A 16,228-nucleotide genomic window follows, 5' to 3' on the forward strand; every position below is an offset into this window, starting at 1 on the left:
ACAATTCAGCAGTTAGGTTTCCAGGTGCATTCACCGGCTTAAACCAGATCCTTTCAGCCAAATGGGATCCTCTCTGTAGATTGTACCACCGATTACCCTCCCGGGCATTACCTTTTACCAATTTTTTGTTTCAAATTATAAGGCCTATAGGATTGATTGTCAACTATATTTGTGACAGGGAATTATTTATTCTTTTAGCAATTCTCTCTGGCCCCAGCAGAGGTATTAAGTCATGCATCTCCGGCCCCTTAGTTTTACCTGTAAGGGCCGCTCTTATAGGCATGAATACCTTTTTACCCCCAAGGTTTAAATCTGTACAAATCTCCTTTAGTATATCCTTGACTTCCTCTGGATGCAGGGCCCTTTTTTCAACCTTCTCTTGTAAAACCCTTAGTACATCTGGAACCTGCTCACCCTTTAATGCTTCAAGGGCCTTATCATCCTCCATTTTGAATTCATCATTAAAAAACACATCTACATATTCAGGTATTTCTGCCATGTATGAAACATAGTTTCTAGCTACACCCACAACTCCCTGGAGCCATTTTTCATACTCAGCATCTACTTGGGCAGGAACATATCCAGCCTCTTGAAGGTATGGTATTGCCATTTTAGTAAGCAACTCAATGGAACTATTGCGAATATAATAGCCATTAATGTAGTTTAGTTTTTCCATGTCAAATACTGCTGGACTTTTAGACACCCTATCTAATGAGAACTTTTCTATTAACTGCTCCATTGTGAAGATCTCTTCCTCCCCTTCAGGAGCCCAACCCATTAAAGCCAGAAAATTTATAAGGGCCTCTGGCAAGTAACCCTTTTTTATATACTGTTCCACAGATGTATCCCCATGTCTCTTGCTCATTTTTGACTTGTCTTTTCCTAATATCAAGGACACATGGGCAAAGCTTGGCTCAGGCAAACCAAGGGCCTTGTAGATGAGGATCTGGCGCGGGGTGTTTGTAAGGTGCTCCTCACCTCTAATAACATGGGTTATCTCCATGGTAGCATCATCTATTACAACTGCAAAATTATATGTGGGAATGCCGTCAGACTTAACAATAATAAAGTCCCCAATACCATCAGACTCAAAGGTAACAATGCCTCTAACCCTGTCATCTATCCTAATAACTTCACCTGCAGGCACTCTAAAGCGAACTACACTTTTACGGTTTTTTGCCAGCTCGCCTTGTTCTTTTTCTGTGAGCTTTCTGCATCGGTTAAGATATCTAGGCAGCTCTCCCTTTTGCCTGCATACTTCCCTTTGTTCCTCCAATTCCTCTTCAGTACAATAGCATTTATAAGCATGTCCAGATGCTAATAATTGGTTTACATACTTTTCATAGACGTCCAGCCTTTCTGTCTGCCTGTAAGGTTCATACGGACCGCCAACGTCTATTCCCTCGTCCCAGTTGAGTCCAAGCCATCTTAATGAAGCTTTTATGTTCTCTTCAGATTCTCTGCTTGAACGTTCTAAATCAGTATCCTCGATTCTCAAAACAAGCGTTCCATTCTGTCCCCTGGCAAATAAATAATTAAAAAGAACCGATCTGGCACCACCAATATGTAAAGGTCCAGTTGGACTTGGTGCAAACCTTACCCTGACCTTGTTATGCATTGTGCATTCCTCCTCCATATGTATATAAAGACTATTTATTATACCATTTACCATCTACTGGTACAACAGAGGCTACAGACATAACCCCTATTCCTTCTCCCTTACCGATAAAACCCAGGCCTTCCGTTGTGGTGGCTTTCACATTCACACAATTCTCAGATATGCCAAGGCATTTGGCAATATTGGTTATCATTTGAGGAATGAAGGGAGACAGCTTTGGTTTTTGACACATGATAGTTGCGTCAACATTATTAACCCTATACCCTTCCTGACAGACTTTTTGTTTCACAGCATTCAACAAAACCATGCTATCAGCACCCTTATATTTTACATCTGTGTCTGGAAAATGATACCCAATGTCTCTTAAAGCCGCTGCTCCCAGCAAAGCATCCATTATGGAATGTAGAAGCACATCTGCATCTGAATGCCCGTCTAGACCCTTAGGATAATCGATCCTTACTCCTCCAATAATTAATGCCCTGGCTTCCACCAGCTTATGTACATCGTAGCCGATCCCAAAGCGCACTCTAATCTAATCCCCCTTGTTTTAAATGGTATTCTGCGAATACCAGATCTTCTTTAGTTGTAATTTTCATATTCCTGTAATCACCCATAACCACTGTAACCGGATAGCCATAGGCCTCCAAAAGGGAAGCATCATCAGTCCCCTGTAAATTGTCCTCAATAGCCTTTTTATAGCATTCCAGCAGCAGGTCTTTTCGAAAAGCTTGAGGTGTCTGAACTGTCCACAGGGAACTCCTGTCAAGGGTTTTTTGGACCAATCCACCAGGATTAATCTGCTTAATGGTATCCTTTACAGGAACAGCTGCAATTGCTGCACCTTCTAGTATTGCTGCCTCCAAAACCTTTTCCAAAACCTTCTGGGATAAAAAAGGTCGTGCACCATCATGCACGACCACAAATTCTGAATCCTCAGGTACAGCTTGCAATCCACTATATACTGATGCCCCTCTAGTATCTCCTCCAGATACTACATATAAGACTTTTTTTATAGAGTATTCTTTTATCAGCTCTTTACACAAATGAAGATCAGTTGGTGGCACTACTAATATTATTCCAGTAATCTTCCCCTGCTTCTCCATGACTTCTAATGTGTGTATAAATAAAGGTTTATTATCTAACAACAGATATTGCTTTTTAGTCTCTGCACCCATTCGCTTCCCTGAGCCGGCTGCTACAACTATACTAGTTACGTAAGGCACCTGCTTTCACCTCTCCCCAGGCAGACTTGGCTCCATCACTATTTTTATCAGCACCCTTTGGTTTTGCAAAAATCATCCTGCCCGCTGCTGTTTGCAAAACACTTGTTACCATAACATGAATGGTTTGATTAATGTACTTTCTGCCATTTTCTACTACTATCATTGTGCCATCATCAAGATATGCAATTCCCTGACCGCTTTCTTTGCCATCCTTGATAACTTGAACTACCATTTCTTCCCCTGGAAGTACAATTGGTTTTACAGCATTGGCCAATTCATTAATATTTAACACCTTTACACCCTGAAGTTCTGCTACTTTGTTTAAATTATAATCATTTGTAACAACCTGACCATTTAGCATTTGAGCAAGCCTAACAAGCTTGCTGTCTACCTCAACTACATCTTCAACATCCTGCTCATAGATTTGAACCTTGATATCCAATTCCTTGCGAATTTTATTAAGGATATCCAGACCCCTTCTTCCCCTATTTCTTTTTAAAGCATCAGAGGAATCTGCTATATGCCTTAATTCCTCTAATACAAAACTAGGAATTAGCAGGGTTCCCTCAACAAAGCCAGTTTTACAAATATCAGATATTCTACCATCGATTATGACACTGGTATCTAATATTTTGTAACCGCCACTTTTAGAATATACCTTCGTTTGCTTGTCTTTTCCAAACTTGAAAATATTGACCAATGAAAGAATTTCATCTCTTTTCTTGGTGCCTATACTCCAGCCCAGATATCCAAATACAACACTAGTAATCATTGGTATATAGTCCCCAACAAAAGGGAGCGCGGAAAAAGAAACGCCTAATAAATTGGCTATAATAAGTCCAATAATAATACCTATAACACCTGCAACTATGTCAAACGTAGGTGTCTTTTGTAGTTTTACTTCCAGCCATTCTGTCAACTGAATTATACTATTGATGATTAAAGGGGCAATGGTAAAACCTATAAGTGCTGCTACGATGGTCACTAGACCTCCGATGGCCCATTTTGCTTCCTGAGGGATATTATCAACAAAACTCAAATCCAACACATAGACAGTAATCGAAAAACACACAGCTGCAATAATCAACATTATGATTATTCTTGCTATCTTTTTTAACATTACTTCACCTCCTTCCTATAGTTTAACAAGCTACTGCAACTATTATACAAATATCTGGAAACTGGTGCAACAAGTATATATATAAAAACAAAAAAGGAACTGTTAGTTAGTTCCCTTTTCTAAGCTAACACCTTGTGCAGCAAGTCTTCTACTTGATCCTCGGCAATGTTTTTAACCAGGACCAGTTCGCTTATTAATATGCGCTTGGCATTCTCAAGCATTTTTCTTTCCCCTGTGGATAAACCCTTATCTTTATCTCTAATGGTCAGATTTCTCACTACTTCGGCGACTTCAAAAATATTACCACTTTTTATCTTATCCATGTTAGCTCTATATCTCTTATTCCAGCTAACATTCATTGTGCTGTTTTTATCCTGTAATATCCCTATGACTTCAGACATCTCCTGGGTATCTATAACCTGCCTTAATCCAATATCTTGGACATTATCCATAGGTACCATAACCTTCATGTCGCCAATGGGAATCTTCATAATATAATAACTTCTTTTTTCTCCTAAAACTTCCTTCTCTTCAATGGATTCAATAATTCCAGCACCATGCATGGGATATACTACCTTGTCGCCGACTTTAAACATTCACTTACCTCCCGGGGTACTCATATTATACAATAATTATACCAGTTAGGATGAATTCATGTCAAATAGTAGATATTATATCACAAGCATTTAAAGCATGTCAATTAGCCAGATACTATTTTATAATTCTTTTTTCATGTTTTTTCATTTGCCCGTACATTTATTTTTAATGGCTATAATTGGATTGTTTTCAATTTACTTGTAGTTTATAAATTATACCTATTTTCAATTGGTAATATCTTATTCCTTGATTTCATTGACAAGACAAGTCTTTTCTCAGTATAATGAAAACACCAAGGAAGGTTAGACAACTCAAGCAGGGATCAACCTGGCGAAGGAGTGAAATTATGGATCAAGAAATATGTAAAGATTTTCAAGAAACTGTTGCCCAATTCACAATAAGACACAAAAGCATTCTTGATATTATCTCAAAAACAGACGAGGCAAGTGCTAAGGTTAACCGTGCTACAATTAAGGCAGTTACCCAATGCGGATGTATAGAAATTGAGGCCAAGAAGCATCAGTGGCCAGAGGATATAAATATATTAGATATAAAAAATATGCTTGATAGTGATTTGGCTGGGCAGCTGTGTCCTGATTGTCAGGATGTTATTGAAACAGAAATAGGAAAGCTTTTATTTTATATTACAGCTCTCTGCAACACCTTAAATTTAAATCTTGACGAAATTCTAGTTAAGGAAAACGCAAAAATTCTTACTCTAGGTAAATTCAATTTTAGATAGTTTTACATACGAAGGTTCAGTATTTGAACCTTCTTTTGATTCTATACTATAAAATAACTATAAAATACTATAAAGCTTTGTATGCAGGGCAGCTTAAAGTATTTTGAACACTCCCTTCAGCACTTCTTGAAGATTCTGGGCCTCAATAATTTCTATATTACCGATTCTGAGGTTTTTGGATGAATCTTTTGCCACAAACACTTTTTTAAAGCCCATTCTATCAAGCTCCTTTACCCGCACTTCCAGAGAAGGTACTTTCTTAAGTTCTCCCGTAAGACCAACATCAGAGACGAAGACGACATGGTTTGGAATAGGCTGTTTGAAAACTGAGGATGCGATGCTCATGATTACTGCAAGATTTGCAGCCTGTTCCTTAATTTTAATGCCTCCCGTTATTTTAATAACCACGTTTTTATCGTAAAGATTGACGCCACCCCGCTGTTCCAGGATGGAAATAAGGGTGTTCATCTGCTCCTTTCGCAACGCTTCTCCAATCCTCAAAGGATAAGGAGTAAAAGAACTGGAGACAAGGCTTTCAACTTCAATGATGATTGGCCGAGTGCCTTCTTTCATAACAGCCAGGGCACTTCCTGATACCTCGGTTCCATCCTCTCTTTTTGTCATAAAATACTCTGACGGATTATCAATGGAGACCATGCCCCGTTCGCCAAGGGTGAGGAACCCCATTTCCATTGTTCCCCCATGCCTATTCTTTGTCGACGTAAGAGTTTTTAACTCTTCACCGCTTTCCCCCTCAATGAGCATTACTGTATCTACCAAGTGTTCCAGAGCCCGCAGCCCGGCAAGTTCATCTTCTTTTGTCATTTGACCCACCATAATGACTGCCCTGGGTCTTTGAGGGTTTTTTGCTATCTTTAATAGTTCACCTGCACATTCCATGGTTTGTGTTGGCGACCCAGCCCTTGAACCTGGAAATGCTTCTAGAACAAACGTCTGAATACTATCAATAATTATAAGGTCCGGATCTATTGTTTCAATAGATGCCAGTACATTATCAAGACTAGTGTCAGAAATCACCCATACATTTTCATTAACCTCATCAAAAATTCGATCAGCCCTACATTTTATCTGACTTTCACTTTCTTCCCCAGAGGCGTACATAACAACATACCCCTGACTGCCAAGATCATTTGCAATCTGCAGTAAAAGGGTAGATTTGCCTGCACCAGGTTTGGCGGTGAGGATAGTAATTGAATCCCGTACTATCCCACCACCCACCACTCTATTGAATTCATTCATGCCGGTTACAATTCTATGGCTGCTGCCCGAGATGACTTCCGACAATCTCATGCTGGAAGCCCTTTTTCTGTTTGTAGTGCTTTTTTTCTTATTATCCAAAAGTGTTTCTTCAAGTGTATTCCAGGAATTACAGTTCAGACAACGACCATGCCATTTAGAACTCTCCTGCTTACATTCTGAACATACATATACAGTCTTTGTTTTCATATAAATCAGGCCTAGGTCATGATTCCAAATATAAGGTAAGGGCCCTGTCACCTCCATTAATAGCTTTCCTATAGATTATCAAAACCCATCTAGATGGTAAAGGAAAAATAACAGGGCTATTTCTATGCCTTTTCTAGCTCCAGCTTATCATCTATCACCTTAATTATTACCTTATCTCCAGTTTGATATTTTCCTTCCAACAAGCCTTCGGATAAGTTGTCTTCGACTAATCTTAATATTGCCCTTCTTAAAGGTCTGGCCCCAAACTTTTCATCGTATCCTTCCTCAGCCAACCTTTTCTTGCCTTCCTCAGTAGCTTCAACTGAAAAGCCTTTTTCCTCCAGTCTAAGATTAAGCTCTTTTAACATTAAGTCTACTATCTCTAAAATATGCTCCCTCTTGAGGGAATGGAATACGATAGTTTCATCTATCCTATTTATAAACTCAGGCCTAAAGGTCCTCTTCAAATCATTCATGATTCTTTCCTTCATCTTTTCAAAGCTGCTCTCATCTGATTCAATGACAAAACCCATTGTTGTTTCCCTACGAATAAGGTCAGCACCCACATTGGAAGTCATTATTACAACTGAATTGCGAAAATCCACAACCCTGCCCTTGGCATCAGTTAGTCTTCCATCTTCTAAGACCTGAAGCAAAATGTTAAACACTTCAGGATGTGCTTTCTCTATTTCGTCAAGAAGTATAACGCTGTAAGGTTTTCTTCTTACAGCCTCAGTAAGTTGACCTGCTTCATCATATCCCACGTATCCAGGTGGTGCACCAATGAGCCTTGAGACTGTATGCTTTTCCATGTACTCTGACATGTCTAACCTTATTAATGCATCTTGATCTCCAAATAAGGCTTCCGCTAATGCTCTGGCAAGTTCAGTTTTACCAACTCCCGTAGGTCCCAGGAAAATGAAAGAACCAATAGGTCTTCTAGGGTCTTTTAACCCGGCTCTTGCCCTACGTACAGCCCTGGAAACTGCCTTAACTGCCTCATCCTGTCCAATTACCCTCTCATGTAATATATCCTCTAATTTGAGCAGTCTCTCTGTTTCTTCTTGTTCAAGGCTCGATACAGGAATCCCTGTCCAACTGGATACTATTTTTGCAATATCCTCAGCTGTTACCTGCATAATATTTTTACCTTTTTTAGAGTTCCATTGGGAGGTTATTTCTTCTAGCTGTTCTTTAACTTGTTTCTCCTTATCCCTCAGCCTGGCCGCTTTTTCAAAGTCCTGGCTGTTTACTGCTTCTTGCTTCTCCTGCTGGATAAGCTCAAGCTTGCCTTCATATTCTTTAATTTCAGGGGGTGCAATATAGGAGGCCAAACGTACTCTAGAGGCCGCTTCATCTATCAAATCTATAGCCTTATCAGGTAAAAATCTTTCTGTAATGTATCTGTCTGAGAGCTTTACAGCAGCCTCTATGGCCTCATCAGTAATTTTAGTCTTATGGTGGGCTTCATACTTGTCTCTTAATCCCTTTAGAATAAGCAAAGCTTCCTCCTTGGAAGGCTCATCTACCATTATTGGCTGGAACCTTCTTTCCAGGGCTGCATCCCTTTCTATATACTTTTGATACTCATCCAGGGTAGTTGCTCCTATGCATTGAATCTCGCCCCTTGCAAGGGCTGGTTTTAAAATGTTGGCAGCATCAATAGCTCCCTCGGCAGCTCCTGCTCCTATCAAAGTATGGAGCTCATCTATGAATAGGATAATATTTCCAGATTCCCTTATTTCCTGCATAACCTTTTTCAATCTTTCCTCAAATTCCCCTCTATACTTCGACCCTGCTACCAGGGCTGATAAATCCAGGGTTATTACCCTTTTATCCTTTAGAAGTTCTGGAATATCATTATGAATAATCTTTTGTGCCAATCCCTCGGCAATGGCAGTTTTACCAACTCCCGGTTCACCTATAAGGATAGGATTATTCTTAGTCCTACGGCTTAAAATCTGTATAACCCTTTCAATTTCCTTGCTTCTTCCAATTATAGGATCCAGCTTATCTTCCTTTGCTAATTGAGTTAAATCCCTGCCATATTGGTCTAGTGTGGAAGTGCCTGCCGGTGAGTTGCCTCGACCAAAGGCCTGGTTATTTTTAGCTGAATTATTATCAAATAGCTTTCCAAAGGGATCCTGAAAACCTTGATTCCCTCCTGGAAGTGGTCCTCCAAACCCTCCAAGAAGTTTCATTACCTGCATTCTAAGCCTTTCATCATTGACATTAAATTTGCCAAGGACCTTAGATGCTACACCTTCACCCTCCTTTATTAAACCTAAAAGAAGGTGTTCGGTGCCTATATATTTTACCCCTAGATTTCTAGCCTCTTCAGAAGCCAGCTCAATTACCCTTTTTGCCCTTGGTCCAATGTGTATGTCCTTACCTGGTGTTATAGGCTCAGCCCTTCCCGCGAGCTGTATTGTTTCCTCTCTAGCATTTTCTATATTTACCCCTAGGGAAGCTAGTGCCTTTGCCCCAATACCCTTGCCTTCCTTAAGAAGACCTAACAAGAGATGCTCAGTATCTACTGTGCTTTGGCCAATTGCTGCAGCCTCCTCATGGGCAAGGCGCAATACCATTTGTGCTTTTTCTGTGAATCTATTTAACATTTAATCTCCTCCATCTCTTTTAAGCTTTATTTGTTAGTAAATTTCTTATGATCTGAGATCTACTAATATCTCTTTCCATGGGAGACATTTCCTTACCCATGGAGCATTGAAGGTATGCTGGCTGCATGCTAATCATGACCCTTTGAAAGATATTGGGCTCAATGCCATCTATAATCTTTAAATCAATACCCAGCTTTAAATCCGATAATAGGGACAATGCCTCTTCTGAAGTGATAATCCTTGCATTTGTCAGTATTCCATAGGCTCTATATACCTTATCTGCCAAAACATTTTCAACTTCTCTAACCAACAAACCTCGTGCAGACTTTTCTTGATCAATTATCTTTAAAACAATACTGTACAAATTATTTATAATTTCATCTTCGCTTCGACCAATAGTTATTTGATTAGATATTTGAAATAGATTTCCCAAGGCATCTGTTCCCTCTCCATAAATGCCTCGTACAACCACACCAACCTGGGTAAGAGCAGATAATATTCTACTAGCCTGCTTTGTAAGCACTAGACCTGGCAAATGAAGCATTACAGATGCTCTCAATCCAGTACCCACATTAGTAGGACATGAGGTTAAATAGCCGTATTTCTCATTAAAGGCAATATCCAACCTATCCTCTAGCAGATCATCTATTTCATCTGCCATTTTAAAAGCCTCCGACAAGTCTAGGCCAGGTAAAATAGCCTGTATTCTTAGGTGATCCTCCTCCATAACCATGATACTAATTGACCTGTCTTTATTAAATAACACAGCTCCCTTGCCCTTTTCTGATTGTTCTGGACTAATGAGATGCTTTTCAACTAATATTCTCTTTTCCAGTTTGTTCAAATCTTCTAATTGCCACAGCTCTAATTCTGGCTGTATTCCTTCAATGGTGCTTGTAATCATATGGAAAAGAGCATTAATATCCTCTTGTTTCATTAATTGGGGAAATGGCAAATCTAACAAATTTCTAGCTAATCTTATCCTACTTGAAATAACAACATCTGAATAATAACCTTCCTCTGCAATCCATCTATCCTCTAAGGAAATTAATTTTTCTTTATCCATTATATTTCCCCTTTCGGCTCAACGCTTTTTTCCAACTTCCTAATCTCATCCCTGATTTCTGCAGCTTTTTCAAATTCCTCTGCTGATACTAGAGCTTGAAGCTTATTTCTCAAGACTTTAATCTCCTGCTTTATGCGCAAATCAGACCCTGACCTTTTGGGGAATTTCCCTCCATGTATATTGCTTCCATGCACTCTTTTTAGAAGTATATTCAGCTTATCTCCAAAGCTATCATAACACCTTGCACATCCCAACCTACCACTTTGTTGAAACTGATTATAATCTGCACCGCACTTTTCACATCTTAAGTATTCGGTTAGTTCCTTCTCAATATTTGTATTTTTCCCATCTGCTTCTAAAAGGCCAGTTAAGAATTTATGGAAAGAGAAGTTAGAATCAAAACTAAAGCCTAGCTCCTGCTGATATTTTTTTGCACATTCATCACATAGGTTTACCTCGGTTTTATCATTATTTATGATTTTAGTAATATGAACAGCTGCAGGCCTTTTCTTGCACTCATCACAAAACATATTAAACCCTCCTGATTAATTTTGCTGAAATTCCTGTCTAAGCAATGTAATTAGCATTGCCTTTATTAGTCTTGCCCTTATCTCATCTCTTTTTAATCCTTCATCTAATGTTTCTCTCTGGATTAGCGACTTCATTATAAGCATCTCTCTAAAGGTTAGAAGATCTTCATTGTAAAGCCTTTTTAACAGCTCCATGGCTCCATGTTCAGATACGCTTTTATCAATGGTTTCATCAATTAAGGTTAAAAGCTGTGCGTTTGTTAGAGGCAGCTTAATAATTCTCAGATAACCTCCACCACCCTGTTGAGATTCAACCACGTATCCCTGCTTAATTGTGAATCTGGTACCAAGAACATAGTTTATTTGCGAAGGAACACATACAAACTGTTCAGCTAGCTTGCTCCTTTGTAATTCAATATATCCTTCCTTACTATTTGCTAATAATTCATTTATATACTTTTGTATTTTATTTGCTAAACTGGACATAAGGCACCCCTCTGAATAAGGTTTAATCTTCCATCACCTTTTGACCTTTTCTGACCTTAGCCATATTATCACCTTCTGGTAAAAGTTTATGCAACTTCAGGATAGCGTTAAATAATACAAAAAAGGACCATATGGCCCCTTTTATTATCCCTTATTTACTTGTTGCATATTCTTAGTTTTGTTAGCTTTAATTTTGGCTGCTAAATTCATTATGCCATCATAGTACCGGGCTAGGATAAAGGTTATTATTAGTGCGAAAATCAACCTCACGCTAATTAGCGTAACAGCACTGGCTCCCAAAACTACAAATAGAAAGGTATCTTCTATCAATGAGTGGCATAAAGCCAAAAATACATTTACAATAACTATATCCTTACCTGACAAATGACCTTCACGAACAGCCTGGATTATTAGTCCTGCTCCAAATGTAATCCCAAAAATAAGCCCTGCCATCAAGGGAAGAGCAGCCTCCCTGGGAAGTCTAAAAAGCTTAAGCAGAGGTTCAAGTACAAAATATATTTTTTCAAGTACTGAGTAAGCCTTTAATATCTCAATAAATACCATAATGGGAATTACTATCATGGCAATCTTGGCAACACTTCTTAAACTGCCAAATAGACCATTTGCAGCTGTTTCTAAAACAAATTCCATTGCTTCACCTCTACAATATAATATTTAATAATATACCACTAATAAATGCAACGGAAATCCTTAGTATAGCTATTCCTGCTACACGTATCCCTGTCTTTTTCGCTACACTAAGCTCAACTGGCAGGGTATGTGAAAAAAGCAGCATTACTGATATAATAGTCAGCTGCTTAACATCTATTCCTACGGCAACTATTACTCCAATTGCCGCATACATATTTAAAACATTGCCTAGGACAAGGGCCAACGACATTTCCCCTGGCAGTCCAACTAATTTCATTAAAGGTTCTGCTACAAGGGCTACCCTTTCTAGCACACCCACGGCTTCTAAAAAGCTTAGGACAATATAAATTGGCACAATAATTTTTGCAATATCATATGTTAACTGAATACCATGAAACAGGCCTTTTTTTAGAGCATTTATCAGGACCATTTTTTACACCTTCTCATTTATCTAACGCCACATTCAATATTTTACTACACTAGCAAATTTTATTCACTATGAATTTCTAGTCAGGTTGTTTCAGGCATTAAATTAATAGTTTGCAATGTTAGCAACGCCTGCTTTAGCAGGGCACCAGATATATAAAAAAGCCCTTATTACGAAGGTAATAAAGGCATAAAATCATTATGCTGCTGATTTACTATTTAATTAGACCATTCTTTTTAAGAAAATCTCTTGCCACTTCATATGTTTCTTCACCATCAACATCTACTCTTCTATTAAGCTCCATCAAAGTCTCATTGTCTAATAGGGCGGAAAGCTCGTTAATAATAGGTACTATTTCTGGATATGCTTCTATAATGTCACCATGAACTGTAGGTGCAGGGTTATACACTGGGAAACAATTTTTGTCATCTTCAAAGGTATCTAGTCCAAAAGCAGCAATTCTACCATCTGTAGAGAAAGCAATACCAAAATCTGCTTGCTTTTCCCTCAAGGCATCATAAGTTAATCCCATTGCTAGGAAAAATGGATTAATATTGCTTCTGTCCAATCCATATATATTAGCAAATCTTGTAAGTCCGTCTTCTCTCTCATACCATTCTTCCAGCATAGCAAATTTAAAGCCATTGTTCGGATTATTATTTGAGTACTCTACAAAGTCTGAAACTTTTTCAAAGCCATATTCTGCTTTAATTCCAGGCCTTCCGATAAATTCATAAGTGTTATTTCCTGGTGCATAGTCCAACCAAACAATGTTATTTGTTTCTAAATCCCATTTCTTAACAGCTTGATAACATTCCTCAGGGTCGTACATTCCAGGCTGCTGCATCTGTGTCATTAGTACTGTGCCTGTATATTCATAATACATACTAATCTCTCCTGACACAAGAGCTGGCCTCAATATAGCAGTTTCTCCTAAACCTACTTCATTTTGGACAGGATAACCATGATATTGAAGGAGCTCAACAAGCATTTCACCCAAAAAAATACTCTCAGTAAAAGTCTTTGAGGCTACAACTATAGTTGGACCTTTTGCATCATCACCTGACTTTGTTCCTCCTCCACATCCAATGGCACTGATCATTAACATAACTACTAATAGGCTTACAAGTAAAATTTTTGTTTTTAACCTCACCCTAAAATCCTCCTTTTATAAAATCTAAAAAGTAAAAGCTATTAATATTTATTCTTTCACCCCCTAAACCACCAGTTCAATAATTAATAATCAAGCATGTTTTTGGTAGTAAGTTCACTTTTACAGTAAATATTTCAGAACAATTAAGATATTTTGTGTATTAATCACACATGTCCAACATGTCTAATAGCAAAGGTTAAATTTAACCTTTGCAAGGCTTATTTTGTATGATTTTATCTTGATAAAGCACTGCAACTACGCAGCATTAAATCGTTGCATAGTTATATATTTATTTAATATTCATAATAAACTATATCATGTTATGCTTTATTATTGCAATATAATTTATACTTTAGTAACACAGAATAAAAAATAGAAAAATGTCGAACAAAAAGTTGAATCAAAAAAACTAGCTTATATTGCTAGTTAAGTTCAAATGATGGCTCCCCGGGCTGGGCTCGAACCAGCAACCACTCGGTTAACAGCCGAGTGCTCTACCATTGAGCTACCGAGGATTATTGAGGATTTGTATAAAGCTTAAACCATATTTGATTTAAGCTTTAGTGTTAAAAATTTAGTTCGGCGACGACCTACTCTCCCAGGAGAACCTAGTACCATCGGCGCTGGAGGACTTTACTTCCGTGTTCGGTATGGGAACGGGTGTTACCCCTCCGCCATCGTCACCGAAAATCTTTTTGAGTTTTTCTACTCTCTCAAAACTACACAGCTTTTTTCTACCTGCAAGAACGGATGTCTGATGTCAGTCGTCAGATGTCAGTACTCGTTGCAATTGGCATAGCCAATTGTGCTTCTAATCCGACTTCTGATTTCCGACCTCTGACCTCTGTTTGTTTAGATCAAGCCCTCGACTTATTAGTACCGGTCAGCTAAAGACATTACTGCCCTTACACCTCCGGCCTATCTACCTGATGTTCTCTCAGGTGTCTTACCTGGTTTGCCAGTGGGAAATCTTATCTTGAGGGGGGCTTCGTGCTTAGATGCTTTCAGCACTTATCCCTGCCAAACTTAGCTACCCAGCTGTGCCGTTGGCACGACAACTGGTGCACCAGAGGTTTGTTCACCCCGGTCCTCTCGTACTAGGGGCAATTCCTCTCAAATCTCCTGCGCCTGCGGCGGATAGGGACCGAACTGTCTCACGACGTTCTGAACCCAGCTCACGTACCGCTTTAATGGGCGAACAGCCCAACCCTTGGGACCTACTTCAGCCCCAGGATGCGATGAGCCGACATCGAGGTGCCAAACCTCCCCGTCGATATGGACTCTTGGGGGAGATAAGCCTGTTATCCCCGGGGTAGCTTTTATCCGTTGAGCGACGGCCCTTCCACTCGGTACCGCCGGATCACTAAGCCCTACTTTCGTATCTGCTCGACTTGTCTGTCTCGCAGTTAAGCTCGTTTCTGCCTTTACACTCTACGCACGATTTCCATCCGTGCTGAACGAACCTTTGGGCGCCTCCGTTACTTTTTGGGAGGCGACCGCCCCAGTCAAACTGCCCACCTGACACTGTCCCATATCCAGTTTCATGGATACTGGTTAGAACCCTAGCATGTTAAGAGTGGTATCCCACCATTGACTCCTCCAAGGCTGGCGCCCTAGTATCTCAGTCTCCCACCTATCCTGTACATAACATGCCAAAGCCCAATATCAGGCTGCAGTAAAGCTCCACGGGGTCTTTCTGTCCTGCCGCAGGTAACCCGCATCTTCACGGGTACTACAATTTCGCCGAGCCCCCTGTTGAGACAGTGCCCAAATCGTTACGCCTTTCGTGCGGGTCGGAACTTACCCGACAAGGAATTTCGCTACCTTAGGACCGTTATAGTTACGGCCGCCGTTTACTGGGGCTTCAGTTCAAGGCTTGCACCTCTCCCCTTAACCTTCCAGCACCGGGCAGGCGTCAGCGCCTATACTTCGGATTTCTCCTTAGCAGGTACCTGTGTTTTTGCTAAACAGTCGCTTGGGCCAATTCTCTGCGGCCTCTTCGAGCCAGTATTTGCTTAAATACCTACCCTACATGAGGCTCCCCTTATCCCTAAGTTACGGGGTCATTTTGCCGAGTTCCTTAACAAGGGTTCTCTCGCTCACCTTAGGATTCTCTCCCTGCCTACCTGTGTCGGTTTGCGGTACGGGCACCTCATAACCTCGTTAGTGGCTTTTCTTGACAGTGTGGGCTCAGTTAGTTCGCTACTTATTTTCGCTCCCCGTTACCTCTTGGAGTTAGCATAAAAACGGTTTTGCCTGCCTCTACCTCCTACTGGCTTGGACGCACTCGACCAACGGTGCGCTTAACCTACCCTCCTGTGTCACCACTTCCTTCAAACGGTTATATGGTGGTATCGGAATCTCAACCGATTGTCCATCGCCTACGCTTTACGCCTCGGCTTAGGTCCCGACTTACCCTGGGCGGACGAGCCTTCCCCAGGAAACCTTAGGCTTCCGGTGAAGAGGTTTCTCACCTCTTTCTCGCATACTCATACCGGCATTCTCTCTTCTTAGCTCTCCACATGTCCTT

General features: G+C 40.0%; 14 protein-coding genes, 1 tRNA gene, 2 rRNA genes and 1 other annotated feature (1 of these 18 only partly in view). Of the genes, 1 reads left to right on the plus strand and 16 read right to left on the minus strand.

Annotation, left to right across the window (positions count from 1 at the left end; genetic code table 11):
* Positions 1-117: a binding site (T-box leader), on the minus strand; it reaches 101 nt to the left of the window's first position.
* A 46-nt stretch (positions 118-163) separates the two neighbouring features.
* From gltX to K364_RS0117960, 5 genes are all read right to left on the minus strand, one after another.
* Positions 164-1,618, minus strand: coding sequence for a glutamate--tRNA ligase (gene gltX, locus K364_RS0117940; protein WP_035270061.1), 1,455 nt, complete (start codon positions 1,616-1,618; stop codon positions 164-166).
* A gap of 31 nt (positions 1,619-1,649) precedes the next feature.
* Complete coding sequence (ispF, locus tag K364_RS0117945; protein WP_028309172.1) at positions 1,650-2,144, minus strand: 2-C-methyl-D-erythritol 2,4-cyclodiphosphate synthase; 495 nt, start codon at positions 2,142-2,144, stop codon at positions 1,650-1,652.
* A gap of 1 nt (position 2,145) precedes the next feature.
* On the minus strand, positions 2,146-2,841 hold the full coding sequence (ispD, locus tag K364_RS0117950) for a 2-C-methyl-D-erythritol 4-phosphate cytidylyltransferase (RefSeq protein ID WP_028309173.1): 696 nt from the start codon (positions 2,839-2,841) through the stop codon (positions 2,146-2,148).
* Positions 2,825-3,961, minus strand: a complete 1,137-nt coding sequence (locus K364_RS0117955; RefSeq protein WP_028309174.1) for a PIN/TRAM domain-containing protein — start codon at positions 3,959-3,961, stop codon at positions 2,825-2,827. Before K364_RS0117955 ends, ispD begins: the two co-directional genes overlap by 17 nt.
* Before the next feature lie 119 nt (positions 3,962-4,080).
* The gene (locus K364_RS0117960) at positions 4,081-4,557 is read right to left on the minus strand and encodes a CarD family transcriptional regulator (protein WP_028309175.1); all 477 of its coding nucleotides are present in this window, start codon (positions 4,555-4,557) and stop codon (positions 4,081-4,083) included.
* 347 nt (positions 4,558-4,904) lie between these two features.
* Here K364_RS0117960 and K364_RS0117965 point away from each other — a divergent pair, with 347 nt between their 5' ends.
* Positions 4,905-5,300, plus strand: coding sequence for a nucleoside triphosphate pyrophosphohydrolase family protein (locus tag K364_RS0117965; RefSeq protein WP_028309176.1), 396 nt, complete (start codon positions 4,905-4,907; stop codon positions 5,298-5,300).
* 93 nt (positions 5,301-5,393) lie between these two features.
* On the opposite strand, the gene radA is transcribed toward K364_RS0117965, so the two are convergent.
* The 11 genes from radA to K364_RS0118025 all read right to left on the minus strand — a co-directional run.
* On the minus strand, positions 5,394-6,767 hold the full coding sequence (gene radA / locus K364_RS0117970; RefSeq protein WP_028309177.1) for a DNA repair protein RadA: 1,374 nt from the start codon (positions 6,765-6,767) through the stop codon (positions 5,394-5,396).
* Positions 6,768-6,889: 122 nt separating this feature from the next.
* Positions 6,890-9,385: an ATP-dependent Clp protease ATP-binding subunit gene (locus K364_RS0117975; RefSeq protein WP_028309178.1), complete on the minus strand. Its 2,496-nt coding sequence runs from the start codon at positions 9,383-9,385 to the stop codon at positions 6,890-6,892.
* A gap of 19 nt (positions 9,386-9,404) precedes the next feature.
* Positions 9,405-10,451, minus strand: coding sequence for a protein arginine kinase (locus K364_RS0117980; RefSeq protein WP_028309179.1), 1,047 nt, complete (start codon positions 10,449-10,451; stop codon positions 9,405-9,407).
* Positions 10,451-10,981 (minus strand): UvrB/UvrC motif-containing protein, encoded by a 531-nt coding sequence (locus tag K364_RS0117985; protein WP_028309180.1) that lies wholly within the window; start codon positions 10,979-10,981, stop codon positions 10,451-10,453. The genes K364_RS0117980 and K364_RS0117985 overlap by 1 nt, the downstream gene beginning before the upstream one ends.
* Positions 10,982-10,996: 15 nt before the next feature.
* Entirely contained in the window at positions 10,997-11,467 is a 471-nt protein-coding gene (locus tag K364_RS0117990; RefSeq protein WP_028309181.1) for a CtsR family transcriptional regulator, read from the minus strand.
* A gap of 144 nt (positions 11,468-11,611) precedes the next feature.
* Complete coding sequence (locus tag K364_RS0117995; protein WP_028309182.1) at positions 11,612-12,118, minus strand: nucleoside recognition domain-containing protein; 507 nt, start codon at positions 12,116-12,118, stop codon at positions 11,612-11,614.
* Positions 12,119-12,128: 10 nt separating this feature from the next.
* Entirely contained in the window at positions 12,129-12,548 is a 420-nt protein-coding gene (locus K364_RS0118000) for a nucleoside recognition domain-containing protein (RefSeq protein WP_028309183.1), read from the minus strand.
* A 211-nt stretch (positions 12,549-12,759) separates the two neighbouring features.
* A complete protein-coding gene (locus K364_RS0118005) occupies positions 12,760-13,698 on the minus strand; it encodes an ABC transporter substrate-binding protein (protein ID WP_028309184.1) in 939 nt (312 codons plus the stop codon).
* A 440-nt stretch (positions 13,699-14,138) separates the two neighbouring features.
* Positions 14,139-14,213: transfer RNA gene (locus K364_RS0118010), tRNA-Asn, on the minus strand.
* 62 nt (positions 14,214-14,275) lie between these two features.
* A 5S ribosomal RNA gene (gene rrf, locus K364_RS0118015) occupies positions 14,276-14,386 on the minus strand.
* A gap of 165 nt (positions 14,387-14,551) precedes the next feature.
* Positions 14,552-16,228, minus strand: a 23S ribosomal RNA gene (locus tag K364_RS0118025); the annotation flags it as partial.

It is taken from the genome of Desulfitibacter alkalitolerans DSM 16504, from assembly GCF_000620305.1.
In the GTDB taxonomy this organism is placed as follows: Bacteria; Bacillota; DSM-16504; order Desulfitibacterales; family Desulfitibacteraceae; genus Desulfitibacter; species Desulfitibacter alkalitolerans.

Coding starts and splice junctions, on each gene's coding strand:
- K364_RS0117985 (WP_028309180.1), bottom strand. CDS start 10,981: ATGTTTTGTGATGAGTGCAAGAAAAGGCCTGCAGCTGTTCATATTACT.
- K364_RS0117975 (WP_028309178.1), bottom strand. CDS start 9,385: ATGTTAAATAGATTCACAGAAAAAGCACAAATGGTATTGCGCCTTGCC.
- K364_RS0117990 (WP_028309181.1), bottom strand. CDS start 11,467: ATGTCCAGTTTAGCAAATAAAATACAAAAGTATATAAATGAATTATTA.
- K364_RS0117955 (WP_028309174.1), bottom strand. CDS start 3,961: ATGTTAAAAAAGATAGCAAGAATAATCATAATGTTGATTATTGCAGCT.
- K364_RS0117995 (WP_028309182.1), bottom strand. CDS start 12,118: ATGGAATTTGTTTTAGAAACAGCTGCAAATGGTCTATTTGGCAGTTTA.
- gltX (WP_035270061.1), bottom strand. CDS start 1,618: ATGCATAACAAGGTCAGGGTAAGGTTTGCACCAAGTCCAACTGGACCT.
- K364_RS0118000 (WP_028309183.1), bottom strand. CDS start 12,548: ATGGTCCTGATAAATGCTCTAAAAAAAGGCCTGTTTCATGGTATTCAG.
- K364_RS0117980 (WP_028309179.1), bottom strand. CDS start 10,451: ATGGATAAAGAAAAATTAATTTCCTTAGAGGATAGATGGATTGCAGAG.
- radA (WP_028309177.1), bottom strand. CDS start 6,767: ATGAAAACAAAGACTGTATATGTATGTTCAGAATGTAAGCAGGAGAGT.
- K364_RS0117965 (WP_028309176.1), top strand. CDS start 4,905: ATGGATCAAGAAATATGTAAAGATTTTCAAGAAACTGTTGCCCAATTC.
- K364_RS0117960 (WP_028309175.1), bottom strand. CDS start 4,557: ATGTTTAAAGTCGGCGACAAGGTAGTATATCCCATGCATGGTGCTGGA.